We start from the raw sequence: 22789 nt of genomic DNA on the forward strand, positions 1-22789 counted from the left end.
ATCGACTTACCCCAATCGTCGACGCAAGAAGTTTATTAGAGTAGATCAATAGTTGCAGGAGTAGAGCAAACGATAAGTAGCGATTTTGCTCTACTCAACCCGACATAAAGCAATTCTTCATTCGACTGGAGATCCAAGCCGTCCAATCCCCACAATATGATTATCTGGGACTCTAAACCCTTAAAGCGATTAACAGTTTCTAGCAATACGCCATTTATGGATTTATGACCTTCTTCTAACCAACTTACTGCTCCGGGAAGAGGGAGGCCTTTCAGAGAAGCGTAGTAACCAGACTTATTTTTCGCATCGCCGATCAATACGGTGATATCGTTTGCGCTGACGCCTTGTTGATGAATTAGCTCGACAATCCTCGAATGAATCTTGCGCGCTTGCGATGCCAAGTTCGGAGCAGTGTCAAAAACTAATTCCTCTCCATCTATTTCAGGTGGATCAATAGGTACACCACGGTAGTGACCATACGCTGCGTTATGAATTGATATAGTATTCCTGCAGTTTTTGGTTAGTGTAATAGGAGGGGTCTGAATGGGAAAAGTACTAGTACGAGAATAGATGTTCTGGTTCTCGTCATAGAATACATAGAATGGACTTTCTTCTGTGTCTGTCAGCAAGAGTTCTAATGGGATCCAGTATTCCTCACCGAAATCTTGTCCCTCATCACATATGATTGCATCGTAACGCTCCTCGGTTACGTCGAGCGCGAAGGAGAGTGCCATGGGCAGTTGCACTTCAAAAAAACCGGTTCCGGGAAAAGTTACTTTTGATTCGCTTTTTAAGTTCCTTCCAGTCGTTCTATCTGCACGATCAACCCATTGGTAGCAAAGTTGGTGAAAACTCATCACATCAAGATTCGGGATGTCCTGGGCAAGATGCATCAGGTGATCTGCTAACTGTCTGTTATAACAGGTCAAAAGTGTTTTGAATCCATCAGTGGCAAGACGGCGAGCTTTTTCCATAGCGAGAACAGTTTTACCGGTGCCGGCGCCACCTCTGATTGCAACGCGCCGATGTGATTGGAGCAGGCCGAGAATACTAATTTGCTGATTAGTTAGGTGTATTCGTCGTTCTTCAATCTCATCAAGTTGTACTGAAATCAAAGCAGGAACTGAAAAAGATTGAGCAAAAACCTTCTTCATAAAATCAATACCGGACTGCTCGATAGGATTGAAGTTAGTTGAGGCGCTTCCCCAATAGCGGAATGCGTTATCGACCCATTCCTGTGGACTATTCAGTGCGGCTTTGGTGCCAATGAGACTAGCTGGCATATTCGGTCGTGATAATGGTATTGGGTCGCCAATGTCAGGAAAATATACAGCATGTCCTCTGAGAACATTGTTCAGGCCGTAATTTCGCCATGAAGGGTGCTCCTTGAGCTTGGAGAATATGGAATATTTGGCTTTGAGAGCTTGCTGGACAGGGTCTTTTATTGAGAACTTATTTTGATGTCGATCGACGGAATACCATGTATCTGATTCAGCCTTGTAGGAAATCCCCCCACCTTTTACCTCAACACAAAGGTAGCCCAACTTTGGGTGACATACGATAAAGTCGCATTCGCCATCTCGGGCTCGATCACGTTCATTTTTCAGAATCCAACCTACCTGAAATAGCACCGTATAGGATGAGGCAAGGTTGTCACGAAATGATCTGTATACTTTAGCCTCTGCACTTGATTGGAGTTCATCTAGCTGAGCCTCTGATAGTTCAGGAATGATCGTCGCCATCTTCAGGCTCCAATATTTTCATCTGATAAATGTTGATAGCGACGTTCTTGGTTGGTTGGGGCTTATCTTCGAACTGGACGGTTAACATTTTTACCACGCCTCGTTTTTTAGTTTCGATAATTTCGCCGATTCCCAGTTTATCGTGCTGTATTCTCGCGCCAAAGACGAATCCTGAAGTTGGATCTTCTACCTCTTCAAAGGGCTGCGCCTCTCCAGTTACCGTCAAACATAAAAGACGTAACTTGTGATGCGGGATTTTGAATGGGGTGAACTCTTATGTTGTCTGGGTCTGCAGCGAACTCGATAACATACAGCCAATATGAATCGTTATATTTTTTTGCGTAATCAAATTGCAAGCCAGATAGACCAACCCCAGTTTGATTCCACTCCCCGTTCACGCCCTTCACTTCAATCATTCGGCTTTCACCAGTTTCTGTGTCTAGGCTTTCAATGTCATAACCGGGGTGTGTTTGCGGCATCTGGGTGGGTACACGCCCCCGTCGTTTTTCAAAGTCACAAACCGCTTGTCGAGCAATCACCTCGACACCAAGGTTGTGTTCATTTCCATCGCCGGTTGCAGAGGTATCATCGTTGGAAGGATCTCTCCTCTTCACATAAGACAACAACCTTTTATCCCACTGCTCCTTGTGCTTGGATCGGCGTTTTGGTTTGTTGTCGCTTCCACTGCTGCGATCTTGTCCGTTGTGCGCCGTGGAGTCGGAATTTCCGGGCTCTTTGGTGGCTAGGTTGCTCTCGCTATTAAAACGAGTCACTGATGTAGTGTCTGAACCTGGCTCTGTTTTGGTAGGTTCATCTTCAGAACCACTGTGCGCCTCACATGCTGGCTCATCCGAAAAATTATTCATTGAGCCTTCGACAGGCTCATTCTCTGTAGAATTGTGGCCTAGCTCACCCAACTCTTGAGTACTTAGATCATAACCGTCAACTTCCTCGTTCTCGGGGAGTGGGGGTATACCACAGCTTGTTAGGTGGGTATCTGCAACTTCCGGGCTCATGTTGAGTAGTGAGTACAGGCTTAGCGTAAGGTTTGAAATAGCACTACCTGACTCTTCTGGCATCAGGTGGTGTAAAAGCGATGTTAGAATAGGAGCCCAGCTCGCATTGCTAATAGGTCTAGTTACAAGTAGTTCGTTAGTTTCCTGGTCAAAGAAAGCGTTAGCACTGCACACAGGTGCATGAATTTCCTGACTATCAATAACAGCTATAGCCTGCAGAAAGGTGTTGTCGGTACTGTATACACTGAGGTTGAAGAGTGTCGGCGTAATTCGCTCTTGGATAGTCCTGGGTTTATCGTGAAAGAGCCTGAGGATAACTCTTGCCCGATTTCCTAGCGTTTTGCTCACCTCTTGTTCTGGAAGTTTCTCTCCGACTATTTTGTCCAGCTTTAGATGGCAGGCCCTGCTGAGACGTTTAACACCTAAAGCGTCTGCGAAAATCCAGAGTTCAGGATCTAGTTTGCAGAGACCCTGATCCATGTTGCCGTCAAAAAATTTTGCCAACCACTCGCTATCATGTAGCAGCACTTCATCCGGGTGAACGAAGTAATCGTCGAAATTCAGAATGCATGGGGCTTTCTGGAGCTGAACTAAATTGTGTTGTTCGAGACTTCCCTGAGTAAAAGCCTCGGCTAAATGATGCAAACAAGACTGATATACCGCTCTGTCTGCTCCAGTTAATGGTTTTGATTGCTCGAAGAATTCGGCAATTATTTCCAGAAGAATCTCAACAAGCTCATCGACATCTGGCGAATCCTTGACGCCGACGACATTAAAAAAGTTGGTGAAGTGCTCAAGATTTGGAGGAACCCTGTATGCGAAGCGCCCCAGTTGTTGCTGTGACCAATAGATTTTGCTGGGCTTCACGAAAGCCTGTAATTTTTCGACGTAAATACACGATGTTCCCCGAAGTTTAGTCACCTCAGAGTCATCTTTTGCGCGCTCACTCAGTATTCGATAGCACGTCTCGTGTGGCGGTGTTCCGTTTTCCATACAGTGTTGAAGGTGCGACACAACAAGTTCTGTCGGGGCTTTGAGTTTTACGCCGATATCTTCCAGAAGCTCAGTGTTTAGCCTGTTTGTATTTCTGAAGTCCAGAATGTGAGCTTGGCTTTCAAAACCCTCAGATCGGAATGGTGTATACAGATCAACTGGGTAATACCAGTTCTTCTCGTCGTTTTTCGCGGGCAGACAACGGGCTGCTTTTAGTTTTGATACAGCTTCTGAGAGAGTCTCGGTTCCGGCTTGCCCATGAACAACTTCACACAGCGTATAGAAGGCTTCTGCTGATAGTTTCTTAACGGTTTCATCTGGGTGATGTGCCTCAGCCAAGTTTTTTAGGCGTTGGACAAGGTGGATTGGAGCTGGAGAGTGTAGAACACCAAGAGCGTCAACAAAGCTTTTGACGGATTGAGCTACTGGTAGTTTGGAAAAGTCTAGCCAAAGGTGGTCATCATTGCCAAGCACGTTTTCGAGCTGCTCGGTGCGTGCATACACGGAAGCTGGTTCGGACCACCCTCCACCTTGCGTCGGCAGGATTGGCAGGCTCTGGAGGGTTTTAAACGCATTTGTATGGTCGAGAAGCTCAGGGTGATTAGAAAGCTCACGAATAAGGATACTGTACCGACTTTCATCCAGAGGACCTGAGGAATCAAAAAACGTGGGCAGCATCGTTTCGACAAAGGCACTAATTGACTGAGTTTTGACGCCTAACTTTTCAGAAATAAATTGTTTGGCAGTAGCAGTCAGAACACTGGTATTTAGGAGTGCGCCTTTCCCAGTTGGATCTTCAAAATTACCCGGAAGAAGCGCGCTTGAGGCCTTAATCAAACCTTGGCTTGAGCTCCAAATTGGAAGGTTCGAAAGGGCTTTATAGACCTGATTAGAGGAGTAGCCGAGATTGTCAATTTCTGGGAAAAAGTCATAAATATCTTTTAGAGCATCGGCTTCAATGTTGATGCAGTATTCCAAATCATGTCGAGATATTTGTTTCGAGAGATGATTTGTTACTGCTTGAAGATCAAGATCCGCAACGAGCTTGCTGATATTAGGATGATCGGCAATATGTCGAGAACAGATGAACATCTTCGGAAATAGCCGAGCTGCCAAACTCGCATTAATTATCCTGCTACATTGATAGGCATCTGCTGCAGAAACGGTATACAAACCTTCCGTCACCAGAAAGCGGAGAGTTTTTAACTGATCCACCAAGCGGTTCTTGAAGAAATTCGCTGGCATCAATTCTTCAATAATACTCCAGAGTGGAACCCAGAATTGCTTGAGCATTTCTTCAGTTGTTCGACAGCTTTCTCCCGTTATATTGCACAAGTTCGCTCTCAGGATCGCAATAAGAGGGTCCAGCCTGAGAGTCGGAACCCCAATTTTGCTCAAAGTGTTGCGGTAGGGCGAAAGTTTTTCAGAAACAACATTGGCGCCTAAACGATTTAGGGCCGAAAGCTGACCATCAGAGAATCTTGTACTGCTGGGTAAAAAAATCTCGCTAGGTACATGGAGCTCCCCGTTGGTATCAATAGCAACCTTGCAGGCCGGAACGGTGCCGTTAAATTGCTTCCAAAAAGCCTTGAAACAGGCAGGGTAGTCTGAATCTCGGGAGGCAATCTGAAAAGCTTGATGGATAATTCGCCAGAGGGCCTCCTCGCCGATTAGCCGGCCCAAAGATTCCGGATTCCGCGCCAGCTCAGCCGCCGCGGCCGAAATGAGCATTTCATTCCAGTACCTAGCATGTTGAGTTCCGGAAAAGATCAGCGCCTTGCGGTCTGCCTCCGGGAAAAAATCCGCATTGATGTGCAGAGGTAAGCCTGTGTTCTGCTCAGTAGGAAGAAAGGCGTAAAGCAGGCCCTTGTCCTGATAATCCGGATCTAAGTTAAGTGCAATCGCGAATTTTGAGCTGCGGTTCAAGCTCTTTAAAAGGTCATATTCTTTGGCTAGCCGTTCAGCTTCTTGTTCAGCATCTCCGCGGATAATATGCCAACGCTCAACTGAATGCTCGGGGCTATAAGTAATAGTAAGTGAGGAATCATCAGAACGGTTCAGTTCACAGCGCAACAGCAATTTGCCATTTCGACGAACCTCTGTTGTTTCGATGTGCCGAAGAAAGAGAAGGCTCCTGCGTAATACCGCTAGGACTTCAAGCTGAAGTTGGTCAATGTCGCCGGCTCGCACTGGAGTCGCTCCAATTGCTCGCCGACCAATTGAGTGAGGGTTCATTGCCCATGGGAGAACGAACTTGGTTCCTGTCTCCAGCGGTATGTTTGAACACGCATACTGTGCTTCCTCGGGTATCAGCTGAAGCTTGATTCCGGAGGAGTGGATTTCGGGGTGATCCGTAACCTGATAGGCTGAAACGAAACCGATACCGAATCGACCAATATTCTCGCTTTTGGCAAGTTTTCCGCCACTCCCGACATCGGCAATGCGGTGGAAGTCACAGCTATAGTTATCCTCTTGCATGAGGCGGCACACTGGACTCATTTCCCCGCAGTATGTGAACGCCCCGCTATTCCAGACTACCAGTGCGTCGTCCGTGATATCGAAGGCGACGCCGTGTGCCTTGGCATCGTCGGCGTTTTGGATGAGCTCCAAAGCCATAATGTCATAGCCTTGGAGACCCGCAAGGTGCCCCCGAATGTTACCGAGCAAGTTCGCCGTGTAGGAGCCACGGGTCACGCTAACGTCTGCTTGATCAAGTTTATTTTTATCTTCTTCCATGATTATTCTCTTTGATCTGCAATCTTGGTGTGAATCAGCTTTCTTGGTACGCCCGTTCAATTAATATCCGGGCCTTTTCCCAGTCTTCCGCCGTGCGAACATTCACCTCAAGATTGCCGGTGCCCCAGTGACCAATGTTGGTTACGTCGCGGCTGAAGGTTGTTTCTTCGCCGAGCGATCCAGGGAGCTTCAGGTACATTTGCAATCGTGAGTCTTTCCCAGTTTGAACCACAATAGAAACGAAGTTACGAATGCTTTTGAAAGCAGTGTAAAGCTTGAGTTCTTTGCGCTGTACTTCATCGCCCAACTGTTCGGTGTAGCGGCAGGCCGTATGGAACAGATCAAGCAGTTCTGGTGGCGCATCGGCGAGACGTTCCTGCTGGCTTTTGTCTTTGCTAGTGTTTTTCCCAGTTTTCTTTAGGGCTAGTGGTGCGCCGGCGGTGGGCGCTGCCTGATTTGCTGTTTGGGCGTTTACGAGCTCTAGGAGCAGCAGCTCGTTACCGAAATAACGGTAGCGCATGAGCTCAATATTACGGTTAATCTGCTGAACCGCATGCTCGTCATACTTATTAAAATCTGAGGCAATAGCTATCAGCCGGGTGCCGGACCACTCAATACCCTCGGCCTCGGCCTTACCGATTTTTTCCATTACTAGCCATTTGAACTCGGCCTGATGGTCTAGCAGCCAGTCCAGATAGAATAGTCCCTGATTGATGATATTTTCGTTGTTGTGGCGTTTGTATTCCACAATCACCGGGCAGCCGTTTTCATCCAAACCGAGAGAGTCAATCCGGCCTTTATGTGTTTTGCCAGTGCTATATTCGCTGGCTAGAAAACGCACGCCAATCAGAGTCTCCATATTGGCTTCGACATGGTTTTGCAGATGCTTTTCCAGTTGCGCGCTTTTTCCGCTCAGTTCTTCAACACTGGTCTCAGACAGCCGAAACAGTTTGATATCACTCATGCCGAGGTCTTCCGTTTGCGGGCTGCGTTGGTTGGTTTCATCGCCGCTCTCTCGACCTTTATCCTTTCCAGCAACGCCGCAGCACTGTTCTCCCCACTAATCAGGTTCGGGTTGTCCTTGCGCCACTGCTCAGTAAGTTCACCCCGAAAGGCTTTGGCGAGTATGGATTGGGTGAGCTTGTTGACGCGGGCTAGGGCGTTGTTGACTTGTTGCTCGACGCGTTCGGCATAGGCGAAGAGTTGGTCTACTTGGTGAACGATTTCGATTTGTTCTTCAAGCGGGGGAACAGGTATCAAATCCTTTCGAAGGTCGATCAAATGAATGTGTTGAAGACCGGTGCCAACGCCAATCATTTGCCCCTGAACCACTGATGATTGAAACGCGAGTTCTAAGTAATTGCTCATGCTTCTATCTGCTGGCTTTACCAATGCCACAGAGACGAAAATGCTAAATATGGCGTCGGTGCGAATCTGTCGGACTACGCCAAGAGTTCCGTCTTTCGATATGAGAATATCGCCTTTCTCCGGGTTGGTTCTCTTACAAAACTCCTCATGATCATGAGTTGAGATGTAGTTTGTTTCGGTAAATGATATGCCGTTACCTTTTGTTAGGTTCTTGACGGTAATGAATGGCACGCCATTGCTGATATATGTGGGTTTTTTATGAACACCGTCAGTGACCTTGGTGGCCAGTGCTTCTACAGGTATCCAATACCACGAGTTTGGCAAATCTCCGGGCGTGCCATAAGTGTCGATAGTCACAGGCTTATACTTGGTTTTTTTTCCGGTTCTTAGGTTCTCGTCTTGAACCGCTATCTGGCGTAGCTCCTCAAAGTGGTTCAAGAGCTTTTTTGGCGACGATTTGGTGGTTCGATTGTTCCTCCACTCCTCCGTTAACCGCCCACTCACCGCTGCAGCCAGCACGGACTGGCGGAAACGTTTGAGGATTGTTGGGATGCGTTCGAGGCGGGCTTTGGTGTTTTCCACCTGGGCCAGCAGAGTGTCGAGTTTGACAGCGATGGTTTTTTGTTCGGCGAGGGGGGCAACCTCGAACTTCAGCTCTTTTAAGAACTTGAAATGCCGGGAGTACCCTTTATTAGGAATTTCTAATGATCGAAGTTGGTAATACGCGAAACGGGGAAAAAGATATGGTTCCGGTTGAAGAATCTTGGTTCCATCCGCCCCAGGTACAAAGCTAAAGTCGACCCATTTTACTGCTCGGGTGTGATCGCCAAAAACGATAAGTGGATCGGAAACATTGATAAGCCTGTCGGGATCATCCACGTACCCAGCAACCGGATTTTGGCCTTGATCAATAACAGGGAATCTTCCGGTTTGCAGGCAATCCTTGGTTTTAACCTTTTTGCCAGTTGTGGAAATTTGAGTGAAACCAGTTGCAGCTATTACCTGTGCCCATTCTGACCGATGAGAAGCCATTACTTTACCTCACCAAGTACTTCGTTCAACAAAATACGTTGCCCATCAGCCTCCTCATCAGCCCCTAATTCCCGCATCAGCCCACCCAATTCCCCCAGCGCCTGCACCAGCTCACTTATAGCTTCACCGGCTAGAACATTGGGCTCCGGCAAATTAGCCGCATCCACACTGTCACTGTCTTTCAACCAAACGATATCCAGCGAGTCGCCTTTATGCTCGGCGATCCATTTCCGAGAAAAACAGCGCCAGCGGCTGTGGATCATGCGTTCATCCACGCCTTGGTTTTCGCCTGTGACTTTAATTTCTTCCGGCAGGTCGATTTTGTCAGAATGGAAGCTCCACTCGCCTTCCGTGCGGGGGCTCTGGCCATTGGAGTCGTCGCCGTACACAGCTTCAAACGGTTTCAGGTGCTGCTCGCCAAAGGGAGTGCGTTTGCCAAAGCTGGTCATATTGGTGCGCAGGTCGTAGATCCAGACGTTGTCGGTGCTGTTTTCTTCCTGTTGCTTGTCGGTCGCGCTGCCTTTGGTGAAGAACAGCACGTTGGTTTTCACACCCTGGGCGTAAAAAATGCCAGTAGGCAGGCGCAAAATGGTATGCAGGTTGCATTTGTGCATCAGGTCGCGGCGCACCTCGGTGCCGACACCGGCTTCAAACAGCACGTTATCCGGCAATACCACGGCGGCGCGGCCTCCGGGTTTCAGGTTGCGATAGATGTGCTGCAGGAATGCCAGTTGTTTATTGCTGGTCTTGTAGGTCAAGTCGTCCCGGGTGATGCTGGCATCGCCGCCTTTGCTGGTGCCGAACGGTGGGTTGGCAAGAATGACATCGGCCTTCTTCAGACCGGCACCTTGCTGGCCTAGAGCATTACCCAGGTGAATCACACCCTCTTCGTCGCCTTCCATGCCGTGCAGCAGACAGTTCATCAGGGCCAGCCGACGGGTGCTGGGAACCAGTTCGATACCGACAAAGGCGTCGTTGCGCTGGAAGGCTTGCTGCCTAGCATTCAGGTCGAACAGCTGGTCGGTCTGGTCTTTGACGTGTTGATCGGCGGCAATCAGGAAGCCTGCGGTGCCGGCGGCCGGATCCTGAATCATCTCTCCGGCCTGAGGTTTGATACAGGCCACCATTGTGTTGATCAGTGCCCGGGGCGTGAAGTACTGGCCAGCTCCGGACTTGGTCTCATTAGCGTTTTTTTCCAGCAAGCCTTCGTATAAATCACCCAGACCGTCTTTCTGCGCGCTGAACCAGTCAATCTGATCCAGCGTTTTGATCATCTGTTCCAGATGGCGAGGTTCGCGCAACCGCGTCTGGGCATCGGTGTAGATTGCGCTGATCAACGGGTCGTTATGCACCAAGGTGCCGTCGCTGTCTCTACCGGTCGAGAGACTAAGCAGGATGCGTTTGTAGTCGTTCAGCAGGTTGATGCCTGATTTGCCGTTCAGGTCGGTCCAGCGGCAGCCCTCGGGTAGGGGGTGTTTCTTGAGCGTGCCGGCCTCGGTGTTCTCGTGTACCATTTTGATAAACAGCAGCAGCACCAGTTCTGTCACGTAATCTGAATAATTGATGCCGTCGTCCCGCAGGACGTCGCAGAGGTTCCAGAGTTTTTGGACGATGTCGTTGTTAGTCATGTTTGAACCTTGGGTTTGAGCTTGCCCTTCAATTGGAAAGCTGGCGTTATGGTGCCAGCATTTTTTATTTCGGGCACACGGAGGAGGCCAGTCATTTTGCATTTTAAGAGAAAAAAGAGCGAGGGTGGTTTTGTTTATCCAAACAATTACCCTACCAGCTTCGTTTTTTGGGTACGGCTAAAGTTTGCCCTCAAGAGTATGTGGCGTTGGGTCAGGGTTCAAACTCCTGTGACCAAGCTACTTGGCTATCAATATGCTCCCTCTCGGGATCTGATTGAGATAGATCTAACATATCTGTGTAACCTTAGGTGCAACAACTGCAATCGCTCCTCTGCCCAAGCTCCAGAAGCCCGTCATATCAATGTCTCCCAGATTGAGCAGTTTGTTGCAGACTCAATGGCTCAGAATCGCCACTGGCGGCGCATCCGGATTCTGGGAGGGGAACCCACTTTGCACCCCGATTTTCTTAGAATTCTAGAGGTCCTGAGCAAGCTCAAGGAGGTTTTTCCAGAGACGGCCATTGAGGTGGTCACTAATGGTTATGGTGTGAGAGTGAATTCGATTCTGGACAGAATACCCGAGGGCGTTGAGGTAGAGAATTCGTCAAAGAGCGAGAACGTCCAGCCGGGGTTCGGTCCATTCAATATGGCGCCAATTGATAGCTGGCAGTACGCTTTTTCTGACTTCCGTAATGGCTGTGATATTGCCCAGAGTTGTGGAATTGGACTCACACCCCAGGGTTATTACCCTTGTGCGGTGGCAGGCGGTATCGACAGGGTTCTTGGCCTTGAGCGAGGTCGAAAATCCATCCCTGAAACAGACGATGATATGCGAGATTTAATGGATGAGGCATGTCGTTTATGTGGTCGCTTTCGAGACGGGCACTACGTTCCTGAGAAGCTGAGGACGCCGTTGATGGAGCAGCAAAGTTCCAAATCGTGGGTAAAGATATATCAGTCTTGGCAGGATCGTCCTGAAACATGAGGTTTACTGAGTGAGTCACAATTACTGATGCCCATCTGGCACTTAATTGGTAATGGGGAAGGAGAGGTCGTTCGCCGGGCTGGAGAAAAGGTCGTTCGATTCAATCAGAAACCCGATAGCACCACCTGGGATTTGAATATCTGTAATGGTAAAGCAGTGGGTGCAAGCGGATCATTTTTGGTGAGAGGCGTAGAGCCGGTGAAGGGTTTCGCTGGTTTGTTGGAGGAGAATGCTGCGCAGTTGAAAGATGAGCTGGACGCTTGGCCATCGTCAGGACTGGTAGCCCTTCTCGCGCTCGGTAAAGCCGGGCTAACCGTCAGGTTAAGCTGTATGAATCTCCTGCCATCTATTGCTCGACCGAAGGATCTTGGGGAACGAGTGCCATTAGCTTGCGTTTACCATAATTGGTTGGGCGAACGCAGGGTCGCTTTGCCAATATCGCATGCTTTGGACTGGCCAGGTTTTTGGCTGCCTGACGAGGAATCCCCTGGAGCAGTCCCTTTCAATCCATATCCGTCACTGACTGAACTACCGGGCCTTGATCGCACTGCAGGGAGCGAACTGATTGAAAAATTGGTGCAGGTACCTGCGGAACGTTGGTTGGAACACGCCAGTTTAGAGGCGATTCAGCGAATGGAACCACTTTTCTTCCTTTCAAGGACTGAAACGACGACTCCTAGCTGGTGGTTGTACGACCACTTTGCGTCACACTGTATGTCTCGTACTCTTTATCGACTTGCTCAAGCTCAGCAGACTTTCTGGCTGCGGGCTTAGCCAGTATTTCGGGGATCAATTGGGCTTGGTGAGATAGCTGCTGTTCTTCATAGGGGGCGCGCTCGTGCCAGTACGCATAGCCGGTATCCAGGAAGGTTGGCTTCTGTGCCAGCTCTGACATGGGCAGCATGGTTGCGTAGTCTGTTACGGAATCGAACCAGTTCCCTTGGGGTCTCTGGAAGTACCACTCTGGCACCTGTTGAAACAGAGATTTTCTGAAGGCTCTCAAATGGGCCCATGTGTTACCTGCGCCCTTCAATCTGGGTTGCTGATAATCGGGCTGATACTGCTTTAGGGGTTTGTCGGGGCGATACATTGGCATTTGGATTAGGTCGCTTCCACGATTCTTTGCGTCGAGCAGTTGGGCAACCACATCGTTTTGCATGAGAAAATCATCCTGATCCAGAATGACAATCAGGGAGTCTGCTCGCGTGCAGATTTCATTGACTGCGAGAAGAAAGTTAGCTATCCGGCCTTGATTCTCCGCTTGCCTAACCAGCGTGTAACGGCCATTGAACGAGCTAAGTCTCATGGGGTAATGCCACGTTTTCTGAAAACCACTTGCGTCATCGATAACGATGAGGCCGAACCCCTGCTCGGTTTGTCGAGCCAGAGAAGCCAGGCAGCGCTGTAATTTTTCGGTTGAAGTGTAGCGGCCTTTTATGAGAAAAATAATTGACTCGGTACGTTCTTGATATTGCCATTGCGGCTCGATGATTAGATCGAACTGCTCTTGCTGATGGGTTGGCACCATGCCTTGGGCGATCAAATCCCGAATGACACCGGAACGCAGCGCCGGTTTGTCAACATTTTGAGGATGAATATAAAACGAAGCTGGGTCTCCGCCACGAACACAGGTGCAGTTCCCACTGGATCGCTGGAACTGCTGGATTGCGCGGTGCCAGGTTAACTTGAAGCGGCCATCCTCGGTTGGGTTATCGATGGGAAGACGACTCTCCAAACGCTGAAGATCTAATAAACCGAAACGGACTTCAGGTGCGAACTGCCCCGGCTCACCAAAGTACTCCAGAAAAAAGTCGGTGCGCTTCGGTATATTGAACCCCACACCAAGAACCCTGTCCGCCTTGATAGCTCTCAGCATGTCGGCTAGATAATCATGGTGCCAGTTTTTCCGGCCTATGAGCACGTCACAGTCACACTGCAGCACATAGCGAGTATCGAGTTCAGAGAACGCCCATATTTGAGGGTACAGGGGGGCGTTATCCGCCGTACGAGTATGAGCTATCGTGGAGGTGTCGAACCAATTCGAATATGTCCTCTGGATGGTGGACTTGTCCGTAGGTGGCGTAAGCGATCCGTCAATTATTCCCGCCTGCTGCAGCTGTTTGGTTTGTTCGATAAGTGATTGCAGGTCTGGCTTCGCATGTTGCCGCAGAAAAGGGCCGGGGTAGTCGTCAATTAATACCAATATTTTTGCGAATCGGGCCGGGTGTGTTAATTGATGGACAATGTGGGAAATCTGTTCATAAAAGTCTTGAGCATCCTGCGCACACGCTTTAATCAGAAGAGTGACCTGCGTGTCTTTTGGATTGAGCAAAGGCGAATAGTGATTGGCTAATGATTGGGAATGCAAAGAGCTGATGAGCTCATTATAAAAGCTTTTGAAGCCGGGCATTTGGCTTAAAGACTCATCTTGCGTTCGCCAAGACTTTCTCCGAACCCACTCCTCGTCGTCGTTTCCAAGGATCCCAATTGAGAAGAGTCTGGCGGACATATCAAGGAATCCGCTGCTCGAAAGCCGGCAGATATCTTTTCCAATATCTATGTAGTGGAGGTGTCCAGTATCATCGAGGCGAAGATTGTCTCTTTTAATATTGAGCGCACAGATCCGTGACCGGTACAGGTCCACTAAAAATCGGAAAAGCGCTTTTTTTGGGATGTAAGTTGCTACTGCTCTGCTATTCAGCTGTGGAGTCCGGCACTGCCAAACTTCATTTTTTTTGATCCAGGTTACTGCTGAAATCGAATGAGGAGGGCTGACTAGAAGCCTGTCCAAGCGCTCAACATCCTTATCGGCCATTGCCCAGGGATAAAAATCTTTGATGATTTCATGGTGCTGACACCAGACAATACCTTCCATTCCATAACCGAGAATCTGGCGATTTGTCTGCTTCAGGCGACTCAGTTTATCGAGGAAATAGGCAAGGCGCCGTCGTTGATCGTGCCAGACTCCGGCTTGCCTATTCTCAGTTGTATCCTTTCCTCCTAAAGAATAGATGCAGAAGAGCGGGTCAGAAACTGTTCGGACGCCGTCAGGGTATTTGATGATCAGGTTGCATAGAAGCCAGTGATCTTCTGCACTTCGAGTGTTGGGATAACGCAGTCCGAGCCTATTTTTCAACATAAGGTTACATGAGGGTAGTTCGCGTTCCTGTTCGCCAAACGAAAAACGTTTCACGTATGCCGTCAGATTATTAAGATCAAGTAGTTCTTCAGCATCGGCCCGATTCGCCCATGGAAGAATACGCTCACCCAGCCGGAGAGCGTTACTTCCGACCACGGCAACTGTGTCGTGGCAGTCCGTGGCATTGAGTAAAGCTTCCAAGCTGTGAATCTCAGCCAGCTCGTCATCTGCATCCAAGCGGGCTATCCACTCTAAGCCGACTTGTTTGTCGGCCCAGTCGAGTAATTGATTTCGGGCTCTGGCGGGAGAGCCACATTCTGCAGTTAATATTGTAACGGACGGCTCATTCAAAAGGTCTTCGATTGAATCCTGCCATCCTTTTTCAGACTGATCATCGAGAATGACAATTTGTGCGACTGCCTGTTTGACCAGCGTCTGCTTGAGAGCACTGGATAGCGACCTCCTAAGTTCTGTAGTTTGATTTTGATGCGCAATAGCTATTAAAACCGAAGCGCGTTGGTATCGGGCTGAGCAGTCTTTGAGCGTGCATAGCCGCCTGTCTGCAAGCACTTTCGAGTACTGCCTCGGTGCGGATGAGGAGAAACTTTTATTCAAAGGTAAGCCTCCGCTTTTCTGCCTCTATATCCTGCATGGACCACTGAAAAAGCTCCTCTATGCGGTCGAAGAAAAATTTTCGGTCAAGCTCCGACATTTGCCTTTCATACAATTGGAGAAACTGAGCACACCCTCTCAGCTTCTGAACTGACCTGGGAGCCGAAAGCGCCAAAGGATTCGAATTGCAGTTCCAGAAAGCGGTTGCCGTGCTGGTGTATCGCACGTCAATCGTTGGCCGACTAAGGACACGGATAGCAAGGTCTCTGTCATTGCAGCTGATTAAGCCGTCGGTGAATCCTCCGACTGAACGAAGTATTGAGGCCTTGATAAAGGTGTTCGAGCCTTGCCAGCCGGGGTTTCCTCGTAAGAAATCCGCGGGACGTAAATTGGATGGTAAATTGGTATCTACGACTTGGTCATTGATTACTATATGAAGCCCTGGAACAACGACATCTGCCGAGCCGTAATCTGAGAAATTAAGACATGTTACCAAGTGATTTTCTTGCCACCGATCATCATCGTCAATGATGGCCACATAACAGTCGGAAAAGATTCGTAGAATTTCTTTGATACCGGTATTCCAGCTCCCTGCGACTCCCGGACTGTGTCCGTTGTCTAAAAAAAGAAAATCCATGCAAGGTAGTTTCAATTGGATCGACTGTCTTTCAAAATCCCTCAGACTGCGGCCATCTGAGACGATTACAACCATTGAAGGTTGCAGCGATTGACACCGGATAGATGGCAGCGCATGCCGTTCCAGCAGTTCTAACCTCGGTGTTGTTGCGATTAATGTAACTATGGGTAGCATTTGGTTTACTAAGCAGTTTGGGCAGGCCACATGGCACCGTTGATTTCTTCAAGAACATTGTCGAGCTGCTGATTCAGCACCTTATCCAATTGCTTTGCGCCACCCTGGAAAGCGGGTAATTGATTAACAGTTGCGCGGTCGATGACCACCTCATGGACGAGCTGTTTGGCGAGCCGATCCAGCCACTTGCGCTGGGCGAGACTCCATTGGTGCTGGGTATAGATGCGGTCCATAGCTTCGGCGACGCGCTGCTTGAAAGGGATCAGCGGTTCACCTAGGGCGGCGCGGCGGATGTAGCCAATGATGCTGGCGGCGATGTCTTTATTTGTCTGGTTGCGAACAGCGGTTTGTAAGTTGGCTTCCGAGTAACCGTTGTTATCCAGGAGAAGTCTCACTTCTCGGAGCTGTTCCCGGGTAAGGTCCCTGGGTTTATTGACTACTACAGCCAGAGCCACAGACTGGTTGAGCTGTTCCTTAATGAACCGGTTGAACTCATCCAGATAGTCTTCTGGCCGCTCGTGAATCCCATAGCTTTGTGTGCGCTTTTTGAACTCATCCTCGTCGTTGGAAATCAACGGCATGTATTCGGTACCCGCGAGCTGTTTCACCTCGGCAAGCTGGTTCAGCAGGCCACTGTGCTGGCGGATAAATTCTGAGGCCCGGCGAGGGCCAAGTTTGCGGAGGTGCTGATGAAGGGATTTCGGTTCAACACCCCAGAGTTGCTGTAGTTCGTCCAGTTTTTGTTTTAGCGCTGGGCGATTTTCGGCCTTTTTGTCGGCCTTGCGCAGAACCTGCATCAGCTTCTGACTAAGCTGGCTGAGAACAACATCGGCCTGAGTATCGCCCTGCTGCTCGCCTGGGCTGTTGAGCGCTGTTTCCAGCTGCTCGTCATCGGTGAGTTCGCCGACCAGTTGCTCCAGGGTGATGTTGGGGTCTTTCACCAGCGGTTTCATGGTGCTGACATCCTGCAGCGCCGCGTAGATATCCACAGGATCGTAGATGCGGAATACGGTCTTACCGATTTCATCGCAGCGACGGGTGGCGCGGCCGATCATTTGCTCGTAGAGGATACGCGAGCGTACCCGACGCATGAATACGAGGTTGCAAATAGGGGGTACGTCGATACCCGTAGTGAGCAAATCTACGGTAATGGCAATGCTGGGATAACGCTCGTTCTTATATCGGCGAATAAGTTGGTTCACCTTATCGCTTTGGCCAGTGATCTTGGCCACGGCTGCTTCGTTGTAGCTGCCGTTGTATAGGTCTTTGAATGCGTCATCTAGCAAACGCTTGACCATGTCGGCGTGCAGGTCGGTGGCGCAGAAGACCAACGTTTTCTCGTCACCGAACGGATCCAGTTCATGCACCAGTTGCTCGCAAATCACCCGATTGAAGTTTTCGTTGATAACACGGCGGTTGAAGGCTTCTACTTCGAAGTTCAGTTCATCTTCCAGTTCGGTGGTGTCCACCTCACCGGTCTGGGTATTGATCACTTCGACAGGTTTACCCTTTTCGAAGTGAATACCATTCTGAGTGAGCAGGGTTTCATAACGGATGGGTGGTTCATGATCGATCAGCCAGTCGTCCGCCACGGCTTCCCGGTAGGAATAGGTGTAAACGGGTTTGCCGAAGATTTCGCTGGTGTGTTTTGCTGGGGTGGCGGTTAGAGCGATTTTGACCGCATCGAAGTAGTCCAGCACCCGCCGATAACTGGAGATGTACTGGCTAGTATCCCGGGTAGCCAGTTCGCCTTCAGTCATTTCCTGGTCCAGCGTATAGCCGCGGTGAGCTTCATCAATGATGATGCAGTCGAACTGGTCGATGGGCGGCGGTGTATCGCTCATGAAGATGCGCTTCACCATGGCCTGTACGGTGGCGACCTGAATGCGGGTTTCTGCTTCGGAGGCCAGGTCGCCCAGCTCTGCGACGTTATAGATCTTACTGAGCGTGTGGTTCTGTTCCAGCGGCGCTTCATTGAAAGCGTCGATAGCTTGCTGACCCAGCGCGGTGCGGTCCACCAGAAACAGAATGCGACGGAAGCGTTCTGTCTTCAGGAATCGGTACATCAGCCCAATAATAGTACGGGTTTTGCCGGTGCCGGTTGCCATGGCTAGAAGTGCGGCGCGAATACCTTGGGCCAGTGCGTTTTCGGTAGCAAGAATAGCTGTTTGTTGGTAATCCCGTAGTTTGAGGTACCCGAACGGTTCGTTCTTCAACAGCTTTTCCGCGTTTTCTTTATCCCGCTCCAGCAGATCCAGTAGGCCACCTGGGGTATGAAAGCCTGGCAGCGCTCGGCGTGTGTTGCTGTGTTCCCGCACATCCCGGAACCAAGTGCCGGACTGCTCCGCTAACTGCGGTATGTAGGGCCGGCCATTGCAGGAGTACACAAAGGGCACCAGGTAGTGGCCGTCATCATCTGTCGGCCAGGCGATAGTGCGACCCGTGAGCTCCCAGGCGCCGACCAGCGGTGCTTTTACGTTGAAGCCTTTGCTGTAGCGTTCGGCCTGGCGGATTTTTCCGGCCACGTTGATGTTTTCTTTCTTGGCCTCTACTACAGCAATAGGGGTGAGACCCGCAAACAGCACATAATCCGCTCGCCCCTTTTCGCCTTTGTCGTTCGTGGGCCATTCAGCGATGGCGCGGTACGTGCCCTTTTCGGGCCTCGCACCTTTCTGGAAGGTGATTTCCTGACTATCGGCTGCCCAGCCCGCCTCAACCAGTTGTTGGTCGATCAGAATGCGGGTGAGTTCCTCGTTCAGTACCAGAGTATCGCTGGCGGCCTTGGTCTTTTTGGCCACCTGCTGGCGCTGTTCGTTAACGGTTTTCTCGCCCTGAGTGGTTAGCTGTTGTTGCAGGGTTCTAATTTTATCTTCATAGGCTTGCTGCTGTTCGATCAGCGCTTGCTCATGCTGACGTGCCTGTTCGGCCGAGGCTCGGGATTCCTCATCCATTGCCAGGGCAAGAGCTTCATACTCAATCTTTTCTTTTTCGATCAACTGGCTGAGCTGCTGGCTGCTGTCCAGTTCCATATTGGTTTGCTGGAGTTCATGACGGAGCTTTTCGATGTCTGTATGCAGCTGGCGTAGCTGGGCACTGGGGTCCGCCGGAGGAATGAATGGGCCGGGTTTGAAGTTGGGGCCGGCTTTGCCGAAGGAGCGGTGAAACCAGATTGCTAGCGCCCGTGCAAGCTTAAGCCCGTCCATTGCTTCTTTATGACGGGTGCGGAACTGGTGGGTGGCCTTGTTACCTTCGATGCGCAGGGTATGGAAAAGCTCTTTTACCTGGGGCTCAAAGCGCAGCTCTTTGTTCAGGCGGCAGAGCAAGTCGGCCTGACTTGTCTGTTCGTCGAAATCGACCGCTGAAAGAGCGGCGATGTGCTGCGCCAGCGCTTCACCAAGCTGACGGAGCTTGATCAGTGTTGTGTTGGGGTCACTTGAGAAAGCGCGTTCGGCGGTGCCTGCAAGCTCAACGAAAAGTTGATCATGTTCCACCAAAAAGCCAAAGTTTGCCGATGGGTTACTGCTCTCCTGCACAACTTGCTCCCTTTACCCAACATTATTACCAGACTTGTAGTAAGCCATGAGCCGACCAGTGATTAACGAGAACGGTCAAATCACTCTTAACGGTTACCTTACTCGCTTCGTTATGACTTTATCAGCGTTTGTTGGGTGGGCCAATCAACAGAGATGCAAATCATTGACTATTATTTGAACAATCACAGGCTGGGTTGATCAGATATGTTGATGCAATTTCCCATGGCACATTGCGACGAACTGATTGGCAGCGTTATAGCGAGATTCGTCCAACGGCAAGGTTTGGAAGACGATAAAGTGGCTTTGCGTCAGCTTTTTGCTTCTCAGAAAATTGTGCCTTCGTCGATCCTTCAGGGCCATACAAATCAACTGCTCGCGAATATCGGGCATCTATGGACGATCTCACCCCGCGAACTGTTAGAGAAGCATACCCTTCTGCCAGTTTTTCGTCCCTTCGTAGCGTCCGAAGCCTACAGTCATTTTGTTCGTGATTTATGTGGCAAGGGTAAAAATCACAGTATGCTGAGAACAGGCCTTAACGCTTCGAATATCGTTTGGCCGTCTAACTTCAAGGTCTGTCCTTTATGCTGTCAGCAACAGTTGAGAAGAAATGGCTACCGATATTGGCAAAGGCTTTTCCAGTGTCCGGGTGTCGAAGCATGCCCGGAGCATAGCTGTTTGTTGATAGATACGGGCGTACCTTTACAGTCGCATAGGCGGCATCGGTTTGTCGGCACACAAGGCATCACGCAACATATTCCTGCAGTGTCGCCACTGGCAGCTAGAAAAACTCTGCTGTTATCTGTTGGTGTTTCAGACTTGCTCAGATGCAAAACGACAGAAGCACCCAACATCCATCAATGGTCGAGATTTTATCGAGACTTGGCGCGCCAGCAGGGGCTGTGTAGAGGGACAGTCGTGCAGCATCAGGAAATTGCTGCTCGGGTTCGCGCTTATTGGGAAGTTGACTGGCTGGAGAGGCAGGGTCTCTCGCTTGGCCTTGTTGAAAACTGGTTGGTCTCGATGTTCCGAAAGCATCGCCGGCCATTTTCTTATTTGCAGCATTTCGTTTGTTGGTTTTCTCTTTGCGACAAAGAGCCCGTGTTGGGTAACGTGTTAGCTGAGGCTTCTAAATTTCCGAAACAGCCCTTAGAGAAGGCAACGTACTTTTCGGCACGTGCCGGGGAAGTTTGTCACCAGTATCGGGCGCTATGGAACGAGCTACTGAGCCACTATGGCTCTCTGCGTGACATTCGGAAGCAGCAGGAGGGCGCACGAGTCTATTCCTGGCTATATCGGTTCGATTCGGACTGGCTTGCATCACATAAGCCCAAAAAGCTCAGATCTAAAAGGAAGCCTAAAATTGATTGGACAAGGCGTGACCGGACAATTGTGCGGGAGCTTTTCGCTATTGAACGGTCTGTCTGGCATGATCTGGACGGACTCAGGCGGTCAAAGAACTGGTACTGTAAGCAGGCTGCGGGTGGAAAAATCCTTGAGAAAAAGTTAAGCACGCTGCCTTTATGCCAAGAATTTTTTGTTCGATATGCCGAGACGATCGACGAGTATCAGGCGAGGCGGTTGGCATGTATATTTGCTCGCTTGGTTCTGGATAACAAATGGCTGACACCGACTTATGAAATTGAACGAATTGCCGGTCTTGATCAGCGAAAGTGTCGTGAAGCTGGCCGACAAATACTGGAGCGAGTCATCCCAGCGTGGCAGGTTTCTTCGGAAATTCCCTTCCGAATCCGGCCTGATAAGAGTGGGCGGAATCCAGTATCGAAGGGTTGATTATCGAAAAGTTAAACCCTTCATCTGGGTGCAGTTCGAAGGCCAAAGTAGAAGTTTTGTCCCTGTCGACCTAGTTCCACTGTTGGTTGTTGGAAGCCGCTACCAGAACAAAGAAAGGATTCCCGAGACAGGCACTGATGCGCACCAGTTCAAAGTAACCGGTGAACCGACGGCAGTGGCCTCTGAGTCAGGTGAAAACTGGATGCATTTTGATAATGAGGATGGATCCACTGTCCGGGTGCGTCAACTAGAGTTGGCTCGGTGCCTTTTTCTTCACAATCATCATCTGACGAGAACTGCATTCCGCCCAAACGGCTTGAAAGGGTTGGCGCACCCATTAATAGATGGCAAAACGACAGTTATCAAGTTTTCGTCTTTGGCGGACTACCCGCTGTCGAACCTCAGGTCGAAATCAGCATTGCAGCATCTTGCGTGGATTTTGTTGGATGACGATGCCCGTCGCAGTTTTGACTCAATCCTAGTTGGCTTGATGAGTTCGCCAAAGGAGCTCTGGAATTTCCGTTTCGCGCCACCGAACATGAAAAACTGGGAGATATCCGGGTCGGGATACTACAGTTCGTCAGATGATAAGAACTTCACAGTTAATGAAATCACAGGTTTTGATAATCCCACACGGTACCGTTTCAACGAGATATTAGTTGATCATCCCAGATTTAAGCAACTTCTCCCGAAAAAGCCCGAAAGTGGAAAGCGTCCAATTGTGCAACGCGGAGACCCTGACCCCCTTCTGGACCTAGGCTATGAGCCGGAACTTGGTAGGCGATTAGACCAAGTGACCGACCAACGATTTACTTTCTCATTCGATAAAAGCTTGCAGGTGAAGGTCCGTGTGAACGGCCAGACTTTTCGGATAAAACCGCGCGTAGATCCCGAGTCAGTGCCAATCAGCGAAACCACTAGTCCGGGTCATGCGGATGAAAGAGGAACTGGTCGGGAGCTGGATCATGGTATCAACAGATCTGAAAGCGATGACCACTATCTCGTTAAGCTTAATGATGCGCAGCCGTCAGATAGGTTTAGTTTTTTTGAGGGTGTGGTGAGCAGGTTAACTAAGCGACCGAATTTCAGCCTCATTGAATTGGGGTGCTATTCTTTACCCCCGACAAGAACTAATCGGCATGCTGTTTGCGATACGTATAATGGTGAGCGAGTTCAATGCTACGTTGCTTGGATAGAGTGCCGGTCTATTCTTATTGCTATCATTGAGGTTGATACGGAGAGCATGATACACGATCGCTCACTGAGCAATCTGATCGTAAGTTTTGACCAAGATGCCGACGCAAAGCACCTTATCGATCTGTTTCTTCAATCATGCTCTGACGAAGGTGTTCACTGGAAGGCTTCGCGGATACAAGCCTACAGCGCCGCATGGGGGACCAG

Annotated in this window: 10 protein-coding genes; 2 read left to right on the plus strand and 8 right to left on the minus strand. The window is 49.7% G+C overall.

Going from position 1 to position 22789, the window contains the following annotated elements:
* Positions 1–35: 35 nt before the first annotated feature.
* From MELB17_RS15770 to MELB17_RS15790, 6 genes are read right to left on the minus strand one after another with little or no spacing between them, the layout of a single operon-like run.
* Positions 36–1742: an NERD domain-containing protein gene (locus MELB17_RS15770; RefSeq protein ID WP_007351293.1), complete on the minus strand. Its 1707-nt coding sequence runs from the start codon at positions 1740–1742 to the stop codon at positions 36–38.
* Complete coding sequence (locus MELB17_RS24660) at positions 1723–1968, minus strand: hypothetical protein (protein WP_007351294.1); 246 nt, start codon at positions 1966–1968, stop codon at positions 1723–1725. The genes MELB17_RS15770 and MELB17_RS24660 overlap by 20 nt, the downstream gene beginning before the upstream one ends.
* On the minus strand, positions 1937–6487 hold the full coding sequence (locus MELB17_RS15775) for a DUF3883 domain-containing protein (protein ID WP_007351295.1): 4551 nt from the start codon (positions 6485–6487) through the stop codon (positions 1937–1939). Before MELB17_RS15775 ends, MELB17_RS24660 begins: the two co-directional genes overlap by 32 nt.
* Before the next feature lie 34 nt (positions 6488–6521).
* Positions 6522–7451 (minus strand): DUF5655 domain-containing protein, encoded by a 930-nt coding sequence (locus MELB17_RS15780; protein ID WP_007351296.1) that lies wholly within the window; start codon positions 7449–7451, stop codon positions 6522–6524.
* A complete protein-coding gene (locus tag MELB17_RS15785) occupies positions 7448–8887 on the minus strand; it encodes a restriction endonuclease subunit S (RefSeq protein WP_007351297.1) in 1440 nt (479 codons plus the stop codon). The genes MELB17_RS15780 and MELB17_RS15785 overlap by 4 nt, the downstream gene beginning before the upstream one ends.
* A complete protein-coding gene (locus tag MELB17_RS15790; protein WP_036185085.1) occupies positions 8887–10515 on the minus strand; it encodes an N-6 DNA methylase in 1629 nt (542 codons plus the stop codon). Before MELB17_RS15790 ends, MELB17_RS15785 begins: the two co-directional genes overlap by 1 nt.
* A gap of 96 nt (positions 10516–10611) precedes the next feature.
* Here MELB17_RS15790 and MELB17_RS15795 point away from each other — a divergent pair, with 96 nt between their 5' ends.
* Positions 10612–11499 (plus strand): radical SAM protein, encoded by an 888-nt coding sequence (locus MELB17_RS15795; protein ID WP_007351299.1) that lies wholly within the window; start codon positions 10612–10614, stop codon positions 11497–11499.
* Between the two features lie 676 nt (positions 11500–12175).
* Here MELB17_RS15795 and MELB17_RS15800 read toward each other — a convergent pair.
* Positions 12176–15253 carry a glycosyltransferase family A protein gene (locus MELB17_RS15800; RefSeq protein WP_157133322.1) on the minus strand — a complete coding sequence of 1026 codons (3078 nt, stop codon included), beginning with the start codon at positions 15251–15253 and terminating at the stop codon, positions 12176–12178.
* Between the two features lie 816 nt (positions 15254–16069).
* On the minus strand, positions 16070–19594 hold the full coding sequence (hsdR, locus tag MELB17_RS15810; protein ID WP_007351302.1) for a type I restriction-modification system endonuclease: 3525 nt from the start codon (positions 19592–19594) through the stop codon (positions 16070–16072).
* A gap of 204 nt (positions 19595–19798) precedes the next feature.
* Here hsdR and MELB17_RS15815 point away from each other — a divergent pair, with 204 nt between their 5' ends.
* Positions 19799–21388, plus strand: coding sequence for a TnsD family Tn7-like transposition protein (locus tag MELB17_RS15815; RefSeq protein ID WP_050774945.1), 1590 nt, complete (start codon positions 19799–19801; stop codon positions 21386–21388).
* Positions 21389–22789: the final 1401 nt, after the last annotated feature.

The organism is Marinobacter sp. ELB17, from assembly GCF_000169375.1.
Classification (GTDB): Bacteria; Pseudomonadota; Gammaproteobacteria; order Pseudomonadales; family Oleiphilaceae; genus Marinobacter.